The sequence below is a fragment of the Kosakonia sp. BYX6 genome, assembly GCF_038449125.1.
Lineage (GTDB): Bacteria > Pseudomonadota > Gammaproteobacteria > Enterobacterales > Enterobacteriaceae > Kosakonia > Kosakonia calanthes.
In genome coordinates, this window is sequence record NZ_CP151800.1 from 1831448 (window position 1) to 1849888 (window position 18441).

The window sequence follows — 18441 nt, forward strand, 5'->3', positions numbered from 1 at the left end:
ACTGAGAGGTTTTATCATGATTTCTGCGAGTACACTAAACTCCGAACTCATTAATAAAATCGCCCAGGATTTTGCACAAGCCACCGGTCTGGCCGTTGTTGTGGTGAATATCCACGGCGAAGAGATTTCCGAGCTGTTCAATTTCACCCCGTTTTGCCAGCGTATGCGACAGCATCCGCAGCACAGCATTCGTTGTCGCATGAGCGATCGCTGTGGCGGTTTTGAAGCCTCCAAATCGAACCAGCCCTGCATTTATCGCTGTCATGCCGGGCTCACTGATTTTTCGATCCCACTGGTGATTGCCGGGCATCTGGTGGGGTTTGTGCTGTGCGGACAGGTGCGTCTGCGTGATAAAGACGGCGTGGAGCTGGTGGATATTCTCAATATTGACGACCGCTGGCAGGCCGACCCGACGCTGGTCGACGCGTTTCACTGCGTGCCGGAAATGGACTATTCGCGCGTGATTGCCTCGGCGGATTTGTTGCAGCTTATTGTCGAAAATTGTCTGAAAAAACAGCTTAATTTCGTGGTCATCAAAGACCAACAGCAGCAGTCGGATTCGGCTCGCGCTGCTCGTAATCAGGGGCCGCACGACAGCAAAATGAAGAAGGCGCTGCGCTATATCGACGCCCATTTGTCCGATGAGTTGCGGCTCGAAGACGTTGCCGCGCATGTTTATCTCAGCCCTTACTATTTCAGCAAGTTGTTTAAAAAATATCAGGGCATTGGCTTTAACGCGTGGGTCAACCAGCAACGTATGGCTAGCGCGCGGGAAATGCTCCGTCATAGCGACTGGAGCATCGCCAGTATTGCCCGTAATTTAGGTTTTTCGCAAACCAGCTATTTTTGCAAAGTTTTTCGGCAGACCTATCAGGTAACGCCGCAGGTATTTCGTTTGCAGAATAATGCAAACTATGACGGCGATTAAATTTCTGATGACAATAAATTGTTATTTGAAACGCCAGTAAGCTCTTTCTCAAGCCTTAATAGATAAGGTATTTGTGAATGGTCTGAGCAATAAATTGTTATAGCGCAACAAAATAGTGTTCATGCAAAGATAAACTGAACCAGTTTTTATTTCCCTGCTGCGATATAGTGCTTGCAGGGAAACATCGCGGGGAATAAGTACTCACCGTGATAAACAATCCAACAGGTTACGCCACGATAATGTTGTGGCAGGGAAGGGGGTGAGAATCCCCCGCAGCCCCCGCTGCTGTGAAGCTGACGACCCCGTAATCACCACTGATCGTACGATCGGGAAGGACGGGCGAGGACGACGCGAAGCCAGAAGACCGACCTGATGGACATCTATCAACAACTTCGGTGGGAAGTGGGTTGCTCAGAAGCGTACGGTCGAAAGACCGGGTAAACGCGCGTCCTGACTTCATCTTTTCCACCCGCAATGGGGCTTCAGGAATGTCAGACAGGCGCAGCGCCTTTATCCTTGCCGGAACCGGCAGCGGCTGTGGGAAAACCACCGTCACGCTGGGACTGCTTACTGCGTTGCAGCGCCGGGGCTTGCGCGTACAGCCCTTCAAAATCGGGCCGGACTATCTCGATACCGCCTGGCACAGCGCCATTTCCGGCGTGCCTTCCCGCAACCTCGACAGCTTTATGCTGCCGGAAGCCACACTGAATGCCCTCTTTACTGAACACCTGCTCGCCGCCGACGTCGCTGTGATCGAAGGCGTGATGGGGCTTTATGACGGCTACGGCACCGACCCCCACTATTGCAGCAGCGCCGCGCTGGCAAAACAGCTTGGCGTGCCGGTCATTTTATTGGTCGATGGCAAAGCGGTTTCCACCTCCATTGCCGCCACGGTGATGGGCTTTCAACACTTCGACCCGCAGTTGTCCATTGCCGGGGTGATCGTTAATCGCGTCAACAGCGACAGCCACTTTCAGTTACTCAAACTGGCCATTGAACACTACTGCGATGTGCCGGTGCTGGGTTATGTGCCGGTCGCGCCGGATGTGTCGCTGCCGGAGCGCCACCTTGGGCTCGTCACCGCCCGCGAATCGGGGGTGGCAATGCAGCCGTGGCAGAGCTTCGCGGACCTGTTGGCGCAAACGCTGGATATTGACCGCTTGCTTAATGTGAGCAAGCTTTCCTCTCTTCCCGCAGGGGAATGGCCGAAATGCCCGTCTGAACAGGCGGGCGCCGGGCTGACGCTGGCGTTAGCCGAGGATGAAGCCTTCAACTTTTATTACCCCGATAACCTGCAATTGCTGGAGCGCGCGGGCGTACGCATTGTGCGTTTTAGCCCGCTGCATGACCGCGAACTGCCCGATTGCCAGATGATGTGGCTCGGCGGCGGCTACCCGGAACTACACGCCCGCGCGTTGTCTGCAAACCAGCCGATGCTGGCGGCCATTCGCGCGGCGCACCAGCGCGGCGTGGCGATCTACGCCGAATGCGGCGGCCTGATGTATCTCGGTGATTCACTGTGCGATGCCGATGGCAACGCATGGCCAATGGTCGGTGTGATCCCCGGTCGCAGTCAAATGGGCAAACGGCTGACCCGCTTTGGCTACTGCGAAGCCCGCGCTATGCAGCAGACGTTGCTGGCCGCGCCCGGTGAAACGCTCCGCGGGCATGAATTTCACTACTCGGACTTTACCCCGGCAGTGGATGCCGTACTGGATTGCCACAAAACCCGTGATGGCGAAGAACTCAAACGCTGGCAGGGCGGTTGGCAGGTCGGCAACACCTTCGCCAGCTATTTGCATCTGCATTTTGGCCAGCGCCCGCACATGCTCAACCACTGGTTTGCCGCCGCAAGGAGTGTGCAATGACGTTGCTGGCCTGGTGTGTGGCTTTTTTACTCGATGGTCTGCTTGGCGACCCGCCGCACTGGCCGCATCCGGTGCGCTGGATTGGCGCGTTTATCAGCTTGACGCAGCGCGCCGTGCGCAAAGTGTGCCGCAGCGAGAGCACATTACGCCTTGGCGGCGGGGTGATGTGGTTGCTGGTGGTTGGTGTGACCTGGGCCGTAGCCTGGGGTGTGCTGGCGCTGGCGAATGCGATTCACCCGTGGTTCGGCTGGTGTGTGGAAGTGTGGATGATTTACACCACGCTCGCGACGCGCTGCCTGGCGGATATGGCGCGCGAGGTGGAAAAAGCGCTGCGCCACGGCTCGCTCGCCGAAAGCCGCGAAAAACTATCGTGGATTGTCGGGCGCGATACCGCGCAACTTCAGCCGCCGCAGATCACCCGCGCGGTGGTCGAAACCGTGGCGGAAAACACCGTCGATGGGGTGATCGCCCCGCTGTTCTTTTTGCTGCTCGGCGGCGCGCCGCTGGCGATGGCCTACAAAGCGGTGAACACGCTCGATTCAATGGTTGGCTACAAACACGAAAAATACCGCGCTATCGGTATGGTCAGCGCGCGGCTGGATGATGTCGCCAACTTTATTCCGGCGCGCCTGAGCTGGCTGCTATTGAGCGTGGCAGCGTGGTTTGCGCGCAACAACGCCCGCGCGGCATGGCGCATTGGTTTTCGCGACCGACGCAACCACAGCAGCCCGAACTGCGCCTGGCCGGAAGGTACTGTCGCCGGTGCGCTCGGCGTGCGCTTAGGCGGGCCAAATGACTACTTCGGCGAACGCGTCGAGAAACCCTGGATCGGCGATGGCATCCGCGCGATAGACGTGGATGACATTCCCCGAACCCTTCGATTGATGTGGCTGGCCTCCACGCTGGCGCTGGCGCTGTTTGCGCTGACGCGCTACGTACTGGCAGGAGCATGAGGATGAAAGAGATGGATTACTTACAGCAACCACAGGCTATTGAGGCCAAAAGCTTTGTCATTATCGGCGAGGAGATCCGCCGCACCCGCCCTGATTACCGCTTCGCCAGCCCGTTGCATGAGGCGGTGGTCAAACGCGTGATCCACACCACCGCCGATTTCGACTGGCTGGACATTCTCTGGTTTTCCGACGATGCGCTGGAAAGTTTATGCGCCGCCATTAAACAGGGCTGCACGCTCTACACCGACACCACGATGGCGCTTTCCGGCATCAACAAAACCCTGCTCGCGCAGTTCGGCGGCGAAGTGCGCTGCTACATCGCCGATCCTCGTGTGGCGCGCAAAGCCAAAATGGAAGGCATTACCCGTTCGATGGCGGCGGTCGACCTGGCGCTAACCGAAGAGGGCGACAAAGTGTTTGTTTTTGGCAACGCGCCGACGGCGCTGTTCCGCCTGCTGGAACATAAAGCGCAGGTCAATGGCGTGGTAGGCGTACCGGTCGGTTTTGTGGGGGCGGAAGAGTCAAAAGAGGCGCTGGTGGCGAGTTGTTTACCCGGCATTGCCGCGCGCGGGCGTAAAGGCGGCAGCAATGTGGCGGCGGCGATCATCAATGCGCTGCTCTATAAACTGCGGGAGGAACAATGAGCGAACAGGCCTTCGACGACCCGGTGTGGCACAACGGCAAAGCCTTGCGCAAGGGTTACACCACCGGCTCCTGCGCCACGGCGGCGGCGAAAGTCGCCGCGCTGATGGTGTTGCGCCAGCACATTATTCACCAGGTCTCGATTGTTACGCCTTCCGGCGTCACGCTGCGCCTTAATGTTGAATCGCCGCACATTGAAGGCCAGCAGGGCATGGCGGCGATCCGCAAAGATGGTGGCGACGATGTGGACGCCACCCACGGTATGCTGATTTTCGCCCGTGTCACCCTGAACGACGACGGCGACATCCGGCTGTGTGGCGGCGAAGGGGTTGGCACCGTCACGCGCAAAGGCATTGGCCTGGCAGTGGGGGAAGCCGCCATCAACCGCACGCCGCGCCAGACCATCGAAGCCGCCGTGCGCGAAGTGATTGGCCCGACGCGCGGCGCGCAGGTGGAAATTTTTGCCCCGGAAGGTGAAGAGCGGGCAAAGAAAACCTACAACGGCAGGCTTGGCATTCTTGGCGGGATTTCCATCATCGGCACCACCGGCATTGTCACGCCGATGTCGGAAGAGAGCTGGAAACGCTCGCTGGCGATGGAGCTGGAGCTGAAACGCGCCGCCGGGCTGGAGCGGGTGATCCTTGTGCCGGGTAATCATGGCGAACGCTTTGTGCGCGAACAAATGGGCGTGTCCGGCGAGCTGGTCGTCACCATGAGTAACTTTGTCGGCTACATGATTGAAGAGGCGGTGCGCCTCGGTTACCGGCACATTGTGCTGGTCGGCCACCCTGGCAAACTGGTGAAAATCGCCGCCGGTATTTTTCACACCCACAGCCATATTGCCGATGCGCGCATGGAAACGTTGGTCGCACATCTCGCGCTACTCGGCGCGCCGCACGATTTACTGCTGGCGGTGAGCGAGTGCGACACCACCGAAGCGGCCATGGAGCATATCGACGCCGCCGGGTTCAGCCATCTTTACGATCACCTGGCGCAACGCATTTGCCAGCGCATCGAACAGATGCTGCGCTTCACCAAAACCCCGCCGCAGTGTGACGCCATCATGTTCTCGTTTGATAACAAGGTGTTGGGCGCGAACCGCCCAATTGAGGCGATTGCCAGGGCGTTGCAATGTTGACCGTCGCAGGGATGGGGCCGGGTAACCTCGCATTAATGACGCCGATGGCGCTGGACGCCGTTTCACAGGCAGACGTGCTGGTCGGCGGCAAGCGTCACCTGGCGCAGTTCCCGGACTTTGCGGGAGAAATTAAAGCGCTGGACGCGGATATTCCGGCGTTGCTGGCGTGGCTTGAGCAACAACGCGCGCGGCGCGTGGTGGTGCTGGCCTCCGGCGACCCGCTGTTTTACGGCATTGGCACCCGCCTGGTGGCGCATTTTGGTTTGCAACAGGTGCGCATTATTCCCGGCATCAGCGCCGTGCAGTATCTCTGTTCGCGCACCGGCATTGACATGAATGATATCTGGCTAACCAGCAGCCACGGGCGAGCGGTAGATTTCGCCGCGCTGGCGAGTGTGCCCAAAGTGGCGATGGTTACCGACGCGCGATGCGGGCCAAAAACGATTGCCGATGCGCTGCTGGCGCGAGGTGCCGAAAAAAGCTGGCTGGTGATTGGTGAAAACCTCGGCATGGACAACGAGCGCATTCACCGGCTGCGCCCGGCGGATGTGCAGGCGCAATACGACATGAATGTGGTGGTGATCCTCAATGAAAGATGAGCTGTTCAAACGCACGGAAAAAGTCCCGATGACCAAAGAAGCGGTGCGCGCGCTGGCGCTGTCGAAGCTACAACTGCACCAGGCGCACCATCTGATTGATATTGGCGCGGGCACCGGCAGTGTTTGCATCGAAGCGGCGTTGATGCACCCGCAGTTGCAGGTGACCGCCATTGAGCGCAGCCCGGCGGCGCTGAGCCTGCTGGAAGAGAACTGTCTGCACTTCGATTGCCGCAATATCGCCATTGTCTCCGGCGTCGCGCCGCTGTTTGTCGACCAGCTTGCGGACGCCGTGTTTATGGGCGGCAGCGGCGGCAATCTCACACAATTAATTGACTGGTCGCTGGCGCAGCTTCACCCCGGCGGTCGGCTGGTGATGACCTTTATCTTGCAGGAAAACCTCAGCACGGCGCTGGCGCACCTCGAAAGCCGCCAGGTTGCCGCGCTGGACTGCCAGCAAATCCAGGTTTCGTTGCTGACGAAACTTGGCAGCGGTCACTACTTCAAACCCAATAATCCCGTTTTTTTGATTTCCTGCGAAAAGGAGAACACCCATGGCTGACAACATCGGGGCGCAACCCGTCTGGTTTGTCGGAGCAGGGCCAGGCGACCGCGAGCTGATCACCCTCAAAGGCTACCGTTTGTTGCAAAAAGCGCAGGTGGTGATTTACGCCGGGTCGCTCATCAATACCGAACTGCTGGAATATTGCCCGCCCGACGCCGAGTGCCACGACAGTGCCGAACTGCATCTGGAGCAGATCCTCGATCTGATGGAAGCCGGTGTGAACGCCGGTAAAACCGTGGTGCGCCTGCAAACGGGCGATGTCTCGCTGTACGGCTCGGTGCGCGAACAAGGCGAAGAGTTGACGAAGCGCGGCATCCGCTGGGAAGTGGTGCCGGGCGTCAGTGCCTTTTTGGGGGCGGCGGCGGAACTGGGTGTTGAGTACACCGTGCCGGAAGTGTCGCAAAGCCTGATTATCACGCGGCTGGAAGGGCGCACCCCGGTGCCGCCGCGCGAGCAACTGGAGTCGTTTGCCAGCCATCAGACCTCAATGGCGATTTACCTCTCCGTGCAGCGCATTCACCGCGTGGCCGAGCGCTTAATCGACGGCGGTTACCCGGCGACCACCCCGGTGGCGGTCATCTATAAAGCCACCTGGGCGGAGAGCCAGACGGTACGCGGGACGCTGGCGGATATTGCTGACAAGGTGCGCGACGCCGGGATCCGCAAAACCGCGCTGATCCTCGTCGGCGCATTTCTGGGCGAGGAGTACCACTACTCGCGACTCTATGCGGCGGACTTTAGCCATGAATACCGTAAAGCCTGAATCCATTGCGCTGTTTTGCCTGACGCCGGGCGGTGTGGCGCTGGCCGGTCGCCTGAAACAGGCGTTGCCGATGACCTGTTTTACCAGTGAAAAACTGCTGAGCGATGGCTTTCAGGCCTTTGAAGGTGGTTTCGCGCAGACATTGCGTGAAGCGTTTAGCCATTTTTCGGCGGTGGTGTTTATCGGCGCGACAGGTATTGCTGTGCGGGTGATTGCGCCGCTGGTCAATGACAAGTTTATTGACCCGGCGGTGATCGTCATTGATGAGCGCGGCCAGCATGTCATCAGCCTGCTTTCCGGGCACTACGGCGGCGCCAATGCGCTGGCGCGTTATCTGGCGGGCGTGCTGGATGCCGATCCGGTGATTACCACCGCAACGGACGTGAACGAACTGGCGGCGCTGGACACGCTGGCAAGCCAGCTTGATGCGCGCATGGAGGATTTTCGCGGCGCGGTAAAGACCATTAACCACATGCTGGTGAGCGGTAAACGCATCGGCCTGTGGTGTGAAGACGCGATGCGCGATGAACTGGCGGGCTGCGACACGCGCGGCTTTGTGGCGGTCGACTCGCTCACGGCGTTGCCGGATCTTGACGCGCTGGTCTGTATCACCACGCAGGCGCAACTGCCTGCGCTGGCGCTTCCGGTGTTCAAACTGGTGCCGAAGCGCGTCGTCGCTGGAATCGGCTGTCGGCGCGACACGCCGTTCACCTTGCTTGCGGCTTTGCTGCACCGCCAGTTACAGGCGCAAGCCCTCGACCCGCTGGCGCTGCGGGCGATTGGCAGCATCACCTTGAAGCAGGACGAGAAAGGCCTGGCGCAACTTGCCCAGTCGTTTCGCGTGCCGTTTGAAATTTTTACCGCCGACGCCCTGCGTCAGCATGAACACCGTTTTCCCGCGTCCGACTTTGTGCGACATACCGCCGGGGTTGGCAGCGTATCCGGCCCGGCGGCCTGGCTGATGAGCCAGGGGCAACTGGTTGGCGAGACTCTGCGCGAGCAGGGCGTGACTATCACTTTGGGAGTTTCACACTGATGTTAACGGTAATCGGGATTGGTCCAGGCTCACAGGCAATGATGACCATGGAGGCCATTGACGCGCTCCAGGCGGCGGACATTGTGGTCGGTTACAAAACTTACACCCATCTGGTGAAGGCGTTTACCGGTGATAAGCAGGTGATCAAAACCGGCATGTGCAAAGAGATTGAGCGCTGCCAGGCGGCGATTGAACTGGCGCAGGCCGGGCACAACGTCGCGCTTATCAGCAGCGGCGACGCCGGCATTTACGGCATGGCCGGGCTGGTGCTGGAGCTAGTCGGCAAACAGCAATTGGATGTCGAGGTGCGGCTGGTGCCGGGTATGACCGCCAGCATCGCCGCCGCCGCGCTGCTCGGCGCGCCGTTGATGCATGACTTTTGCCACATCAGCCTCAGCGACTTAATGACGCCGTGGCCGGTGATTGAAAAACGCATTGTCGCCGCCGGGGAAGCGGATTTCGTTATCTGCTTCTACAACCCGCGCAGCCGGGGGCGTGAAGGCCACCTGGCCAGAGCGTTTGAACTGCTGGCCGCCAGCAAGCACGCCGATACGCCGGTCGGCGTGGTGAAATCCGCCGGGCGTAAAAAAGAGGAAAAATGGCTAACCACCCTCGGCGAGATGGATTTTGAACCCGTCGATATGACAAGCCTGGTGATTGTCGGCAACCGCGCGACCTACGTGCAAAACGGCCTGATGATCACGCCCAGAGGTTACACCCTGTGAATGCGGGGGCGGTGCTGGTGATTGGCGGCACTAGCGATGCGCGGCAAATTTGCCAGCAACTGGACGGTGCGAACGTGCCCTACACCTTGTCGGTGGCGACGCCGACCGGGGAGCAACTGGCGGGGGATATTCGCGGGCAGGTGCGCTGTGGCCGGTTAGAGATGGACGAGATGATCGGCTGGCTGCAGCACAATCGCACCCGCTGGGTGATTGATGCGTCGCACCCCTACGCCGACATTGTCAGCCGCAATATTGCGCGGGCCTGCGAACAGGCACAGGTGCTGTTGAGCCGCTATCAGCGCCCGGAACAATTGGCAGATCTCACACATCCGCTGCTGATACACGTCGCAACGCTGGAGGAGGCCTGTGAAAAAGTGCGCGACCTTGGCGAGCGCATTTTGTTGACCACCGGCAGTAAAGAATTAGCCCGCTGGCGCGCCGGGCTGCCGGGCAAAACCCTGTTGGCGCGCGTCTTACCGGTGCCGGATGTCGTTGCCCAGTGCGCCGAACTCGGTTTTGGCGTCGGTGAAATTTTCGCCCTTTGCGGGCCGTTTAGCGCCGAGTTCAATGCCGCTTTTTATCGCCAGTGCCGCGTGGAGGTGGTGATCACCAAAGCCTCTGGCGCGGAAGGTGGTTACCAGCAAAAAGTACAGCCCGCGCTGGATGCCGGGATCCCCTGCATTGTGATTGCCCGCCCACAGCCCACAGTCACGGGTGACGAGTTACTGAACAGTCAGGAGGCCTTCGCGCGGCGGTTGCAGCGCTGGCTGGCGACACGACACGGTGAGGAAATGAGGAAACAAAAATGAAAAAAGCCCTTCTGGTGGTGAGCTTCGGCACCAGCTATCACGACACCTGTGAGAAAAACATTGTCGCCTGCGAACGTGAGCTGGCGGCCAGTTGCCCGGATCGCACGCTGTTTCGCGCGTTCACCTCCGGCATGATCATCCGCAAGCTGAAACAGCGTGACAATCTGCATATCGACACGCCGCTTGACGCCCTGCAAAAGCTGGCGGATGCCGGGTATCAGGATGTGGCGATCCAGTCGCTGCACATTATCAACGGTGACGAATACGAAAAAATCGTCCGCGAAGTACAAACCCTGCGCCCGCTATTTCAGCGGCTGGTGATTGGCGCGCCGTTGCTCAGCAGCCATGAAGATTACTTGCATTTGATGCAGGCGCTCTCGCGCCAGATGCCGCAGGTCGCCGCCGATGAACGTGTGGTGTTTATGGGCCACGGCGCCAGCCATCACGCCTTTGCCGCTTACGCTTGCCTTGACCATATGATGGCGGCGCACCGCTTTCCGGCGCGGGTTGGCGCAGTAGAAAGTTACCCGGAAATCAACATCGTTATCGACAGCCTGCGCCACGAAGGTGTTCACGCGGTTCACCTGATGCCGCTGATGCTGGTGGCGGGCGATCATGCGATTAACGACATGGCCTCTGACGAAGACGATTCGTGGAAAACCCAGTTTGAACGTGCGGGTATTGCTGCCACGCCGTGGTTGCAGGGGCTTGGCGAAAACGCCGCCATCCGCGCGATGTTTGTCGCGCATCTGCACCAGGCGCTGGCACAGAATATGGAGGCCGCAGCATGAGTGGCAAACTCTACGCGATCAGCACCGGCCCCGGTGCGGCGGATCTGATCACCGTTCGCGGCGCGCGCATTCTCGGCAAACTCGATGTGCTTTACGCCCCGGCGGGGCGCAAGGGCGGCGACAGCCTGGCGCTCTCGATCGTTCGCGAATACCTTGGCGAGCACACCGAGGTGCGCTGTTGCCACTTCCCGATGAGCGCCGACAGCGCGGAGAAAGAGGTGGTGTGGGAGGAAGTGGCCCGCGCGCTGGACGCCGAAGTACAGGCCGGTAAGCAGGTCGGATTTATCACCCTCGGCGACGCGATGCTGTTCAGCACCTGGGTGTTCTTGCTGCAACGCTTGTCGCACCCGGAGTGTGTGGAAATTGTCCCCGGCGTGACGTCGTTCGCCGCAATCGCCGCGCGCGCGCAAACCCCATTGGCGATGGAACAACAGTCGCTGGCGGTGATCGCTTGCACCGCGCTGGAAAGTGACATCCGCCAGGCACTGGCGCAACACGACAGCCTGGTGCTGATGAAAGTCTATGGCCGTTTCGCCCGCATCAAAGCGCTGCTGGATGACGCCGGGTTGCTTGATTGCGCCCTGATGATGGCGGAAGCCACGCTGCCGGGCGAGCAGTGCTGGCGGCAACTGCGTGAGGTCAGTGACGACCAGCCACTGCCCTATTTTTCGACCATTCTGGTGAATAAACAGTGGGAGAGGGTATGAAAGAGCAATTACTGAAACAGTTGTCATTCAGCGGGCTGGCCGCGGCGCTGCTGTTGATGGTGGTGCCGCAGGACGCCTTCGCGATGCACATCATGGAAGGCTTCCTGCCGCCGATGTGGGCGCTGGCCTGGTGGGTGCTGTTCCTGCCATGTTTATGGTACGGGCTGGTGCGCCTGCGCCGTATTGTGGCGGAAGATAACAACCAGAAAGTGCTGCTGGCATTGTGCGGCGCGTTTATTTTCGTGCTCTCGGCGCTGAAAATCCCGTCCGTCACCGGCAGTTGCTCGCACCCGACCGGCGTGGGATTAGCGGTGATTTTGTTTGGCCCTGGCGTGGTGGCGCTGCTTGGCGCCATCGTGCTGCTGTTCCAGGCGCTGCTGCTGGCGCACGGCGGGTTAACCACCCTTGGCGCAAACGGCATGTCGATGGCGGTGATTGGCCCGGTGGTCGGTTACCTGGTGTGGAAACTGGCCTGTCGCGCCGGGTTTCGCCGCGACATTGCCGTCTTTCTTTGCGCGATGCTGGCGGATCTGGTGACCTACTTTGTCACCTCGGTGCAGCTTGGCGTCGCGTTCCCGGACCCGCAACACGGCGCAACTGGCTCGATCGTCAAATTTATGGGCATCTTCTGTTTAACCCAGATCCCGATTGCCATCGCCGAAGGGCTACTCACCGTCATGATTTACGACCAGCTCACCAAACGTCAGTTGATTACCGCACAGGGGCATTGAGATGAAAAAGACACTGATTCTGCTGGCGATGGTGATTGCGCTCGTGATCCTGCCGTTCTTTATCAATCACGGCGGGGAATATGGCGGCTCTGACGGGGAAGCCGAAAGCCAGATCCAGGTGGTCGCGCCGCATTATGTGCCGTGGTTCCAGCCGCTGTATGAACCGGCGAGCGGCGAAATCGAAAGCCTGCTGTTCACCTTGCAAGGCTCGATTGGCGCGGCGGTGATTTTTTATATTCTCGGTTATATGAAAGGCAGACAGCGTGATAGCGAACGGTCTTGACCGGCTAAGCTACCAGAGCCGCTGGTTTTCCGTTGCGCCAGAGCGCAAGTTTGGCTGCTGGCTGGTGATGATGGTGCTGGCGTTTTCCCTGCCGCCACTCGGGCAGGGGATATTGCTGGTGCTGCTGGCGGCGTTTACCTGCTGGCTGCTGCGTGTGTCGTTCTGGCGCTGGTTACGCTGGATGGCGATCCCGATGGGCTTTTTGCTGGTCGGCGTGGTGACGATTCTGTTCAACATTACCCGCGAACCGCAGCATCTGCTGGTTGGCGTGCATCTGGGTAACGTCTGGCTGGGCGTCATGCCACAAGGGCTGGCGGCGGCGAACACCACGCTGTGGCGCAGCCTGGCGGCACTTTCCGCCACGTTCTGGCTGGTGCTTAATTTGCCGTTTCCGCAATTGATCATGTTGCTCAAACGCGCGCGCGCGCCGCACCTGCTGACGGAGCAAATCCTGCTGACCTGGCGGTTTATCTTTATTCTGCTGGAAGAGGCGGCGGCGATTCACCGCGCGCAGACGCTGCGCTTTGGCTACCGCACCTTGCCGCAGGGTTACCGCTCGCTGGCGATGCTGGTCGGCCTGTTATTTACCCGCGTGTTGCTGCGCTACAAAGCGATGGCGACGACGCTGGATGTCAAACTTTACCAGGGTGATTTTCACCTGTAAGGATGTTGCATGCTGGTCACCGAAAACCTGTGGTTCAGTTACCAGGATGAGCCGACGCTAAAAGGGTTAACGCTCGATTTTTCCCGCCAGCCGGTAACCGGGCTGGTGGGGGCGAATGGCTGCGGGAAATCGACGTTGTTTATGAACCTCAGCGGGATTTTGCGCCCGCAACAAGGCGCGGTGTTATGGCAGGGCAAACCGCTGGATTACAGCAAGCGCGGGCTGCTGGCGCTGCGCCAGCAGGTGACCACGGTTTTTCAGGATCCCGATCAGCAAATCTTCTATACCGATATCGACAGCGATATCGCTTTTAGCCTGCGCAATATTGGCGTGCCGGAGGCGGAAATCGCCCGGCGCGTCGACGATGCGCTCACACTGGTGGATGCGCAATCTTTTCGCCATCAGCCGATTCAGTGCCTGAGCCACGGGCAAAAAAAACGCGTCGCTATCGCCGGGGCGCTGGTCTTGCAGGCACAATACCTGCTGCTCGATGAGCCGACCGCCGGTCTGGACCCGGCAGGTCGCACGCAGATGATGAACATCATTCGGCGCATTGTCGCGCAGGGCAATCATGTGGTGATCTCCAGTCACGACATTGATTTAATCTACGAAATCTGTGACGCGGTGTATGTGTTGCGCCACGGTGAATTGCTGACACACGGCGAACCGGGCGCGGTGTTTGCCCGCCGGGCGTTAATTGAAGAGGCCGGGCTGACGCAGCCGTGGCTGGTGAAACTGCACAGCGAGCTGGGCTTGCCGCTGTGCAAAAGTGAAGACGAATTTTATGCCCGTATGCGGGCGATGCCGGTTAAGGAGGCGTCATGACGCAGGCCATTATGCTGCAAGGAACCGCCTCGGACGTGGGCAAGAGTGTTCTGGTCGCGGGACTGTGCCGCATTTTTCACCAGGATGGGCTGAAAACCGCGCCGTTTAAATCACAGAATATGGCGTTGAATTCCGGTATCACGCCGCAGGGCCAGGAGATGGGCCGCGCGCAAATCTTCCAGGCCGAGGCGGCAGGGATTTTGCCGGATGTGCGCATGAACCCGGTGTTGCTCAAACCGACCAGCGATCGCAAAGCGCAGGTGGTACTGATGGGCAAAGTCGCCACCGATATGGACGCGGTGAGCTATCACGAGTACAAACCCCGTTTGCGCCAGCAAATTATCCATGTCTATCAAAGCCTAGCGCAGGAGTATGACGCACTGGTGCTGGAAGGGGCCGGTAGCCCGGCGGAAATCAACCTGCGCGACCGCGATATCGTCAATATGGGGATGGCGGAAATGGCCGGTTGCCCGGTGATTTTGGTGGCGGATATCGATCGTGGCGGCGTGTTTGCCGCCATTTACGGCACGCTGGCGCTGTTGCAAGAACATGAGCGCTGGCGGGTAAAAGGGGTGATCATCAATAAATTTCGCGGCGACGTTGCACTGCTCACCCCCGGCATTAAACAAATCGAAGAATTGACCGGCGTACCGGTGATTGGCGTGATGCCGTGGCTGGACGTCGATTTAGAAGACGAAGACGGCGTGGCGTTGCAGCGCGGCAAGTACCTGCGCACCGGCGAGCGGGCGATTGATATTGCCGTGGTGCAGTTGCCGCATATTTCCAACTTTACCGATTTCAACGCGCTCGCCGCCCAGCCGGATGTGTGCGTGCATTATGTGCGTTCGCCCGACGAGATGTTGAACGTCGACCTGGTGATTCTGCCGGGCAGTAAAAATACCCTCGGCGACTTACGCTGGCTGCGCGAGAGCGGGCTGGCGAAAGCGGTGCTGGATTGCCACCGCGCGGGCATGCCGATTTTCGGCGTCTGTGGCGGTTACCAAATGCTCGGTGAAACGATTATCGACGACGTGGAATCTGGTTTAGATCAACAACCTGGGCTGGGGCTGCTGGACACGGTCACCCGGTTCGCTGCCGCCAAAACCACGACGCTTGTAGAGGCGAACTTGCAGGAATCGCTTCCCGGCTGGCTGGCGACCTGTGGCGGAATGGGGCTGCGCGGTTACGAGATCCATATGGGTGAAACCACCTTGCGCAGCGGTTGCCGCCCGGCGCTGTGGCTGCAAAAAAACGGGCAGCGCGTGGCTGACGGCGCGGTCAGTGAAGATGGTCTGGTGTTCGGCACCTATTTGCACGGGTTATTCGACAGTGATGATTTCACCCGCGCGGTGATCAATGGCCTGCGTCAGCGCAAAGGCCTGCCGACGCTTGATGTCACGGTCGATTACGCGCATTACAAAGCGCAGCAGTTTGACTTGCTCGCCAACGCCATGCGCGAGCACATTGATATTCCGCGGATTTACCAGATTATGCAGCAACATCAGGAGCTGGCATGTTAACCCTTGTTACCGGCGGTGCGCGCAGCGGCAAAAGCCGCCACGCCGAATCGCTGGTTCGCGATGCGAAAAGCGTGTTGTACATCGCCACTTCGCAAATTTTTGACGACGAAATGGCGGCGCGAGTACAGCATCATCGCGACGACCGTCCGGCGCACTGGCGCACCGAAGAGCGCTGGCAACAGCTTGGCGACATTATCACCGCGCAGAACGATCGCGACGAAGCGGTACTGCTGGAGTGCATCACCACGCTTGTCACTAATCTGCTGTTTGCTTCAGGCGCGGGTGAAGACCCGGATAACTGGGATTACGCCGCGCTGGAAGCGCAAGTGCAGCAAGAGATTGACGCGCTGATCGCCGCCTGTGCCGCGTGCCCGTCGCCCGTGGTGCTGGTCACCAATGAAGTGGGCATGGGGATTGTGCCGGAAAACCGCCTGGCGCGGCACTTTCGTGATATCGCCGGGCGCGTCAACCAGCGGCTGGCGCAGGCTGCGGACGCGGTCTGGCTGGTGGTCTCCGGGATTGGAGTCAAAATCAAATGATCAAATTGTTCTTCGCCACGCTGTCATTCATCAGCCGCTTGCCGGTGCCTGGCCGTTGGGTGCAGGGGCTGGACGTTGCGGATTATGTGCGCGGCATTGTCACTTTCCCGCTGGTCGGGCTGTTGTTGGGCACCATCAGCGGTGGCGTGTTGGTGGTATTGCAACCCTGGTGCGGCGCACCGCTGGCGGCGCTGTTTTGCGTGCTGGCGCTGGCGCTGCTGACGGGCGGTTTCCACCTGGATGGCCTGGCGGACACCTGCGACGGCGTGTTTTCCGCCCGGCGGCGTGAACGAATGCTGGAGATCATGCGCGACAGCCGCCTTGGCACGCACGGTGGCCTGGCGCTGGTGTTTGTGCTGGTGGCGAAAATTTTAGTGCTTAGCGAACTGCAACTGCGCGACACGCCGATGATTGCCGCACTGGCCGCCGCGTGCGCGGTGGGGCGGGGGGGGGCGGTGTTATTGATGTTCGGCCACCGCTACGCCCGCGAAGAGGGGCTAGGCAATTTGTTTATCGGCAAAGTGTCCGGCAAAGACACGCTGATTACCTTACTTATCACCGCGCTGGTGACGGCGGGTTTGTTGGGTGCTAAAGGGGTGATCGCGCTGCTGGTAACAATGCTGGCGATTTTCCTGCTCGGCGGGATGCTTAAACGCACCCTTGGTGGGCAGACCGGGGATACGCTGGGCGCGGCGATTGAGCTTGGCGAACTGATTTTTCTTCTGGCGCTGCTATAGCAGCCCGCAACATAACGAGAAACCGCATGCAGACATTGACGACATTACTGGCCAGTATTCCCGCGCCCGATGACGTGGCGATGGCCAACGCGCAGCTTCACCTGGACGGTTTATTAAAACCGGTTGGCAGCTTGGGACGGCTGGAATCCCTGGCCGTTCAACTGGCGGGCATGCCCGGGCTGAAAGGCGCACCGGAAGTGGGTGAAAAAGCGATTGTGGTGCTGTGCGCCGATCACGGTGTCTGGCACGAAGGGGTTGCGGTGTCGCCGCGCGTGGTGACCGCTATCCAGGCGGCGAATATGACACGCGCGACTACTGGCGTTTGCGTACTGGCGGCGCAGGCGGGCGCGAAAGTGCATGTGCTGGATGTCGGCATTGACGCCGATCCGATTGCGGGGCTTATCAATATGAAAGTCGCGCGCGGCAGTGGCAATATCGCCGCTGGCCCAGCGATGAGCGCGGAACAGGCGCAAGAGTTGCTGCTGGAAACAGTGCATTTTACCCGTGAGCTGGCATCCAAAGGCGTGAAACTGTTTGGCGTCGGGGAACTGGGCATGGCGAACACCACACCGGCGGCGGCGATTGTTAGTGTGCTCACCGGCGAAGCGCCTGAATTGGTCGTGGGGATTGGCGCGAATTTGCCGGAAAACTTGCTCGGCCATAAAGCGCAGGTGGTGCGTAAAGCGATTGCCGTCAATCAACCTGATGCGGCCGACGGGCTGGATGTGCTGGCGAAAGTGGGCGGTTACGACCTGCTCGGCATGACCGGGGTGATCCTCGGTGCCGCGTCTTGCGGTTTGCCGGTGGTGCTGGATGGTTTTCTTTCCTACGCCTCGGCGTTGGCGGCGTGCCGTATTGCGCCGCAGGTCAAACCTTATTTGATTCCGTCGCATCTCTCCGCCGAAAAAGGGGCGCGCATTGCGCTCGACCATTTAGGCCTTGCGCCGTATCTCAATATGGGGATGCGTTTGGGCGAGGGCAGCGGCGCAGCGCTGGCGATGCACCTGGTAGACGCGGCGTGCGCGATTTATAACAACATGGGAACGCTTGCGGGCAGCAATATTGTGTTGCCGGAGACGAAATAGCGGGTTGGTTTTGTTGCCGGATGCGAGTGTTCAGGGTTGATAGTTGACTATCTCACCCGTAATTTCGCCGGATGGCGGCTGCGCTTATCCGGCCTACTTTGGGGGTGCAGTACACAGCCGCATCCGGCGAAAAAAAACTTACTTCTCCTGCTGCATCACCTGCAACAACGTATCCAGCAAGCCCGGGAAGCAGATATCCAAATCTTCCCGGCGCAGCGAAATCATATTTTCTCGCCCCTGCGGACGCTGCCACACCACGCCGCTATCGCGCAAGACACGCCAGTGATGCGTCATGGTTGATTTCGCCACTTCCTGCGGGCGTAGCGTGTTGCAGCTCAGTTCACTGCCATCGGCAAGGCGCTTGATGATGGCAAGACGCAGCGGATTACCAAGGGCAAAGAGCACATTTTCAAGACGAAATTGCTCACGTTCGGGGTGGTTAGCGATCATAATCTTCCTGTGTCGGCGATTGCTCTGCTCAGTGTTGCAGGAGCCCGTATCGGCGGCTGGCCGGTACTATACGCAAACTGCATTTC

The 18441-nt window shown here is 59.5% G+C and carries 22 protein-coding genes and 1 riboswitch; of the genes, 21 read left to right on the forward strand and 1 reads right to left on the reverse strand.

Annotated elements, in window-relative coordinates; genetic code table 11:
- Positions 1-16: 16 nt before the first annotated feature.
- The 21 genes from pocR to cobT all read left to right on the forward strand — a co-directional run bounded on the left by pocR (position 17) and on the right by cobT (position 17905).
- Positions 17-928: a transcriptional regulator PocR gene (pocR, locus tag AAEY27_RS08540; protein ID WP_342324630.1), complete on the forward strand. Its 912-nt coding sequence runs from the start codon at positions 17-19 to the stop codon at positions 926-928.
- Between the two features lie 206 nt (positions 929-1134).
- Positions 1135-1315: riboswitch (cobalamin riboswitch) on the forward strand.
- A gap of 101 nt (positions 1316-1416) precedes the next feature.
- Complete coding sequence (locus AAEY27_RS08545) at positions 1417-2796, forward strand: cobyrinate a,c-diamide synthase (protein WP_342324631.1); 1380 nt, start codon at positions 1417-1419, stop codon at positions 2794-2796.
- Complete coding sequence (cbiB, locus tag AAEY27_RS08550; RefSeq protein WP_342324632.1) at positions 2793-3749, forward strand: adenosylcobinamide-phosphate synthase CbiB; 957 nt, start codon at positions 2793-2795, stop codon at positions 3747-3749. The genes AAEY27_RS08545 and cbiB overlap by 4 nt, the downstream gene beginning before the upstream one ends.
- An 11-nt stretch (positions 3750-3760) precedes the next feature.
- Positions 3761-4393: a cobalt-precorrin-8 methylmutase gene (locus AAEY27_RS08555; RefSeq protein ID WP_342325514.1), complete on the forward strand. Its 633-nt coding sequence runs from the start codon at positions 3761-3763 to the stop codon at positions 4391-4393.
- Positions 4390-5529: a cobalt-precorrin-5B (C(1))-methyltransferase CbiD gene (gene cbiD, locus AAEY27_RS08560; RefSeq protein ID WP_342324634.1), complete on the forward strand. Its 1140-nt coding sequence runs from the start codon at positions 4390-4392 to the stop codon at positions 5527-5529. The genes AAEY27_RS08555 and cbiD overlap by 4 nt, the downstream gene beginning before the upstream one ends.
- Positions 5523-6128 (forward strand): precorrin-6y C5,15-methyltransferase (decarboxylating) subunit CbiE, encoded by a 606-nt coding sequence (cbiE, locus tag AAEY27_RS08565; protein ID WP_342324636.1) that lies wholly within the window; start codon positions 5523-5525, stop codon positions 6126-6128. The genes cbiD and cbiE overlap by 7 nt, the downstream gene beginning before the upstream one ends.
- Entirely contained in the window at positions 6118-6687 is a 570-nt protein-coding gene (locus AAEY27_RS08570) for a decarboxylating cobalt-precorrin-6B (C(15))-methyltransferase (RefSeq protein ID WP_342324638.1), read from the forward strand. Before cbiE ends, AAEY27_RS08570 begins: the two co-directional genes overlap by 11 nt.
- Complete coding sequence (locus AAEY27_RS08575) at positions 6680-7453, forward strand: cobalt-precorrin-4 methyltransferase (protein WP_342324639.1); 774 nt, start codon at positions 6680-6682, stop codon at positions 7451-7453. Before AAEY27_RS08570 ends, AAEY27_RS08575 begins: the two co-directional genes overlap by 8 nt.
- Positions 7434-8489: a cobalt-precorrin 5A hydrolase gene (gene cbiG / locus AAEY27_RS08580; protein ID WP_342324641.1), complete on the forward strand. Its 1056-nt coding sequence runs from the start codon at positions 7434-7436 to the stop codon at positions 8487-8489. The genes AAEY27_RS08575 and cbiG overlap by 20 nt, the downstream gene beginning before the upstream one ends.
- On the forward strand, positions 8489-9214 hold the full coding sequence (locus AAEY27_RS08585) for a precorrin-3B C(17)-methyltransferase (RefSeq protein WP_342324643.1): 726 nt from the start codon (positions 8489-8491) through the stop codon (positions 9212-9214). The genes cbiG and AAEY27_RS08585 overlap by 1 nt, the downstream gene beginning before the upstream one ends.
- Positions 9211-10023: a cobalt-precorrin-6A reductase gene (locus AAEY27_RS08590; RefSeq protein WP_342324644.1), complete on the forward strand. Its 813-nt coding sequence runs from the start codon at positions 9211-9213 to the stop codon at positions 10021-10023. Before AAEY27_RS08585 ends, AAEY27_RS08590 begins: the two co-directional genes overlap by 4 nt.
- Positions 10020-10814, forward strand: a complete 795-nt coding sequence (gene cbiK / locus AAEY27_RS08595; RefSeq protein WP_342324646.1) for a sirohydrochlorin cobaltochelatase — start codon at positions 10020-10022, stop codon at positions 10812-10814. The genes AAEY27_RS08590 and cbiK overlap by 4 nt, the downstream gene beginning before the upstream one ends.
- The gene (locus AAEY27_RS08600) at positions 10811-11521 is read left to right on the forward strand and encodes a cobalt-factor II C(20)-methyltransferase (RefSeq protein ID WP_342324647.1); all 711 of its coding nucleotides are present in this window, start codon (positions 10811-10813) and stop codon (positions 11519-11521) included. Before cbiK ends, AAEY27_RS08600 begins: the two co-directional genes overlap by 4 nt.
- Positions 11518-12252, forward strand: a complete 735-nt coding sequence (gene cbiM, locus AAEY27_RS08605) for a cobalt ECF transporter S component CbiM (RefSeq protein WP_342324649.1) — start codon at positions 11518-11520, stop codon at positions 12250-12252. Before AAEY27_RS08600 ends, cbiM begins: the two co-directional genes overlap by 4 nt.
- Before the next feature lies 1 nt (position 12253).
- Positions 12254-12535, forward strand: a complete 282-nt coding sequence (locus tag AAEY27_RS08610) for an energy-coupling factor ABC transporter substrate-binding protein (protein WP_342324651.1) — start codon at positions 12254-12256, stop codon at positions 12533-12535.
- Complete coding sequence (locus tag AAEY27_RS08615; RefSeq protein ID WP_342325516.1) at positions 12519-13199, forward strand: energy-coupling factor ABC transporter transmembrane protein; 681 nt, start codon at positions 12519-12521, stop codon at positions 13197-13199. Before AAEY27_RS08610 ends, AAEY27_RS08615 begins: the two co-directional genes overlap by 17 nt.
- A 9-nt stretch (positions 13200-13208) precedes the next feature.
- Positions 13209-14024: an energy-coupling factor ABC transporter ATP-binding protein gene (locus AAEY27_RS08620; protein WP_342324653.1), complete on the forward strand. Its 816-nt coding sequence runs from the start codon at positions 13209-13211 to the stop codon at positions 14022-14024.
- On the forward strand, positions 14021-15544 hold the full coding sequence (locus tag AAEY27_RS08625) for a cobyric acid synthase (RefSeq protein WP_342324655.1): 1524 nt from the start codon (positions 14021-14023) through the stop codon (positions 15542-15544). The genes AAEY27_RS08620 and AAEY27_RS08625 overlap by 4 nt, the downstream gene beginning before the upstream one ends.
- Positions 15538-16083 (forward strand): bifunctional adenosylcobinamide kinase/adenosylcobinamide-phosphate guanylyltransferase, encoded by a 546-nt coding sequence (cobU, locus tag AAEY27_RS08630; protein ID WP_342324656.1) that lies wholly within the window; start codon positions 15538-15540, stop codon positions 16081-16083. The genes AAEY27_RS08625 and cobU overlap by 7 nt, the downstream gene beginning before the upstream one ends.
- Entirely contained in the window at positions 16080-16820 is a 741-nt protein-coding gene (cobS, locus tag AAEY27_RS08635; protein WP_342324657.1) for an adenosylcobinamide-GDP ribazoletransferase, read from the forward strand. The genes cobU and cobS overlap by 4 nt, the downstream gene beginning before the upstream one ends.
- 26 nt (positions 16821-16846) lie before the next feature.
- On the forward strand, positions 16847-17905 hold the full coding sequence (gene cobT / locus AAEY27_RS08640) for a nicotinate-nucleotide--dimethylbenzimidazole phosphoribosyltransferase (RefSeq protein WP_342324658.1): 1059 nt from the start codon (positions 16847-16849) through the stop codon (positions 17903-17905).
- Between the two features lie 138 nt (positions 17906-18043).
- Here cobT and AAEY27_RS08645 read toward each other — a convergent pair whose 3' ends face one another.
- Entirely contained in the window at positions 18044-18355 is a 312-nt protein-coding gene (locus tag AAEY27_RS08645) for an ArsR/SmtB family transcription factor (protein ID WP_342324660.1), read from the reverse strand.
- Positions 18356-18441 lie beyond the last annotated feature (86 nt).

What these genes read in the sequence shown, in the direction of transcription:
- pocR (WP_342324630.1), top strand. Translation starts at nt 17, where the DNA reads ATGATTTCTGCGAGTACACTAAACTCCGAACTCATTAATAAAATCGCC.
- AAEY27_RS08545 (WP_342324631.1), top strand. Translation starts at nt 1,417, where the DNA reads ATGTCAGACAGGCGCAGCGCCTTTATCCTTGCCGGAACCGGCAGCGGC.
- cbiB (WP_342324632.1), top strand. Translation starts at nt 2,793, where the DNA reads ATGACGTTGCTGGCCTGGTGTGTGGCTTTTTTACTCGATGGTCTGCTT.
- AAEY27_RS08555 (WP_342325514.1), top strand. Translation starts at nt 3,761, where the DNA reads ATGGATTACTTACAGCAACCACAGGCTATTGAGGCCAAAAGCTTTGTC.
- cbiD (WP_342324634.1), top strand. Translation starts at nt 4,390, where the DNA reads ATGAGCGAACAGGCCTTCGACGACCCGGTGTGGCACAACGGCAAAGCC.
- cbiE (WP_342324636.1), top strand. Translation starts at nt 5,523, where the DNA reads ATGTTGACCGTCGCAGGGATGGGGCCGGGTAACCTCGCATTAATGACG.
- AAEY27_RS08570 (WP_342324638.1), top strand. Translation starts at nt 6,118, where the DNA reads ATGAAAGATGAGCTGTTCAAACGCACGGAAAAAGTCCCGATGACCAAA.
- AAEY27_RS08575 (WP_342324639.1), top strand. Translation starts at nt 6,680, where the DNA reads ATGGCTGACAACATCGGGGCGCAACCCGTCTGGTTTGTCGGAGCAGGG.
- cbiG (WP_342324641.1), top strand. Translation starts at nt 7,434, where the DNA reads ATGAATACCGTAAAGCCTGAATCCATTGCGCTGTTTTGCCTGACGCCG.
- AAEY27_RS08585 (WP_342324643.1), top strand. Translation starts at nt 8,489, where the DNA reads ATGTTAACGGTAATCGGGATTGGTCCAGGCTCACAGGCAATGATGACC.
- cbiK (WP_342324646.1), top strand. Translation starts at nt 10,020, where the DNA reads ATGAAAAAAGCCCTTCTGGTGGTGAGCTTCGGCACCAGCTATCACGAC.
- AAEY27_RS08600 (WP_342324647.1), top strand. Translation starts at nt 10,811, where the DNA reads ATGAGTGGCAAACTCTACGCGATCAGCACCGGCCCCGGTGCGGCGGAT.
- cbiM (WP_342324649.1), top strand. Translation starts at nt 11,518, where the DNA reads ATGAAAGAGCAATTACTGAAACAGTTGTCATTCAGCGGGCTGGCCGCG.
- AAEY27_RS08610 (WP_342324651.1), top strand. Translation starts at nt 12,254, where the DNA reads ATGAAAAAGACACTGATTCTGCTGGCGATGGTGATTGCGCTCGTGATC.
- AAEY27_RS08620 (WP_342324653.1), top strand. Translation starts at nt 13,209, where the DNA reads ATGCTGGTCACCGAAAACCTGTGGTTCAGTTACCAGGATGAGCCGACG.
- AAEY27_RS08625 (WP_342324655.1), top strand. Translation starts at nt 14,021, where the DNA reads ATGACGCAGGCCATTATGCTGCAAGGAACCGCCTCGGACGTGGGCAAG.
- cobU (WP_342324656.1), top strand. Translation starts at nt 15,538, where the DNA reads ATGTTAACCCTTGTTACCGGCGGTGCGCGCAGCGGCAAAAGCCGCCAC.
- cobS (WP_342324657.1), top strand. Translation starts at nt 16,080, where the DNA reads ATGATCAAATTGTTCTTCGCCACGCTGTCATTCATCAGCCGCTTGCCG.
- cobT (WP_342324658.1), top strand. Translation starts at nt 16,847, where the DNA reads ATGCAGACATTGACGACATTACTGGCCAGTATTCCCGCGCCCGATGAC.
- AAEY27_RS08645 (WP_342324660.1), bottom strand. Translation starts at nt 18,355, where the DNA reads ATGATCGCTAACCACCCCGAACGTGAGCAATTTCGTCTTGAAAATGTG.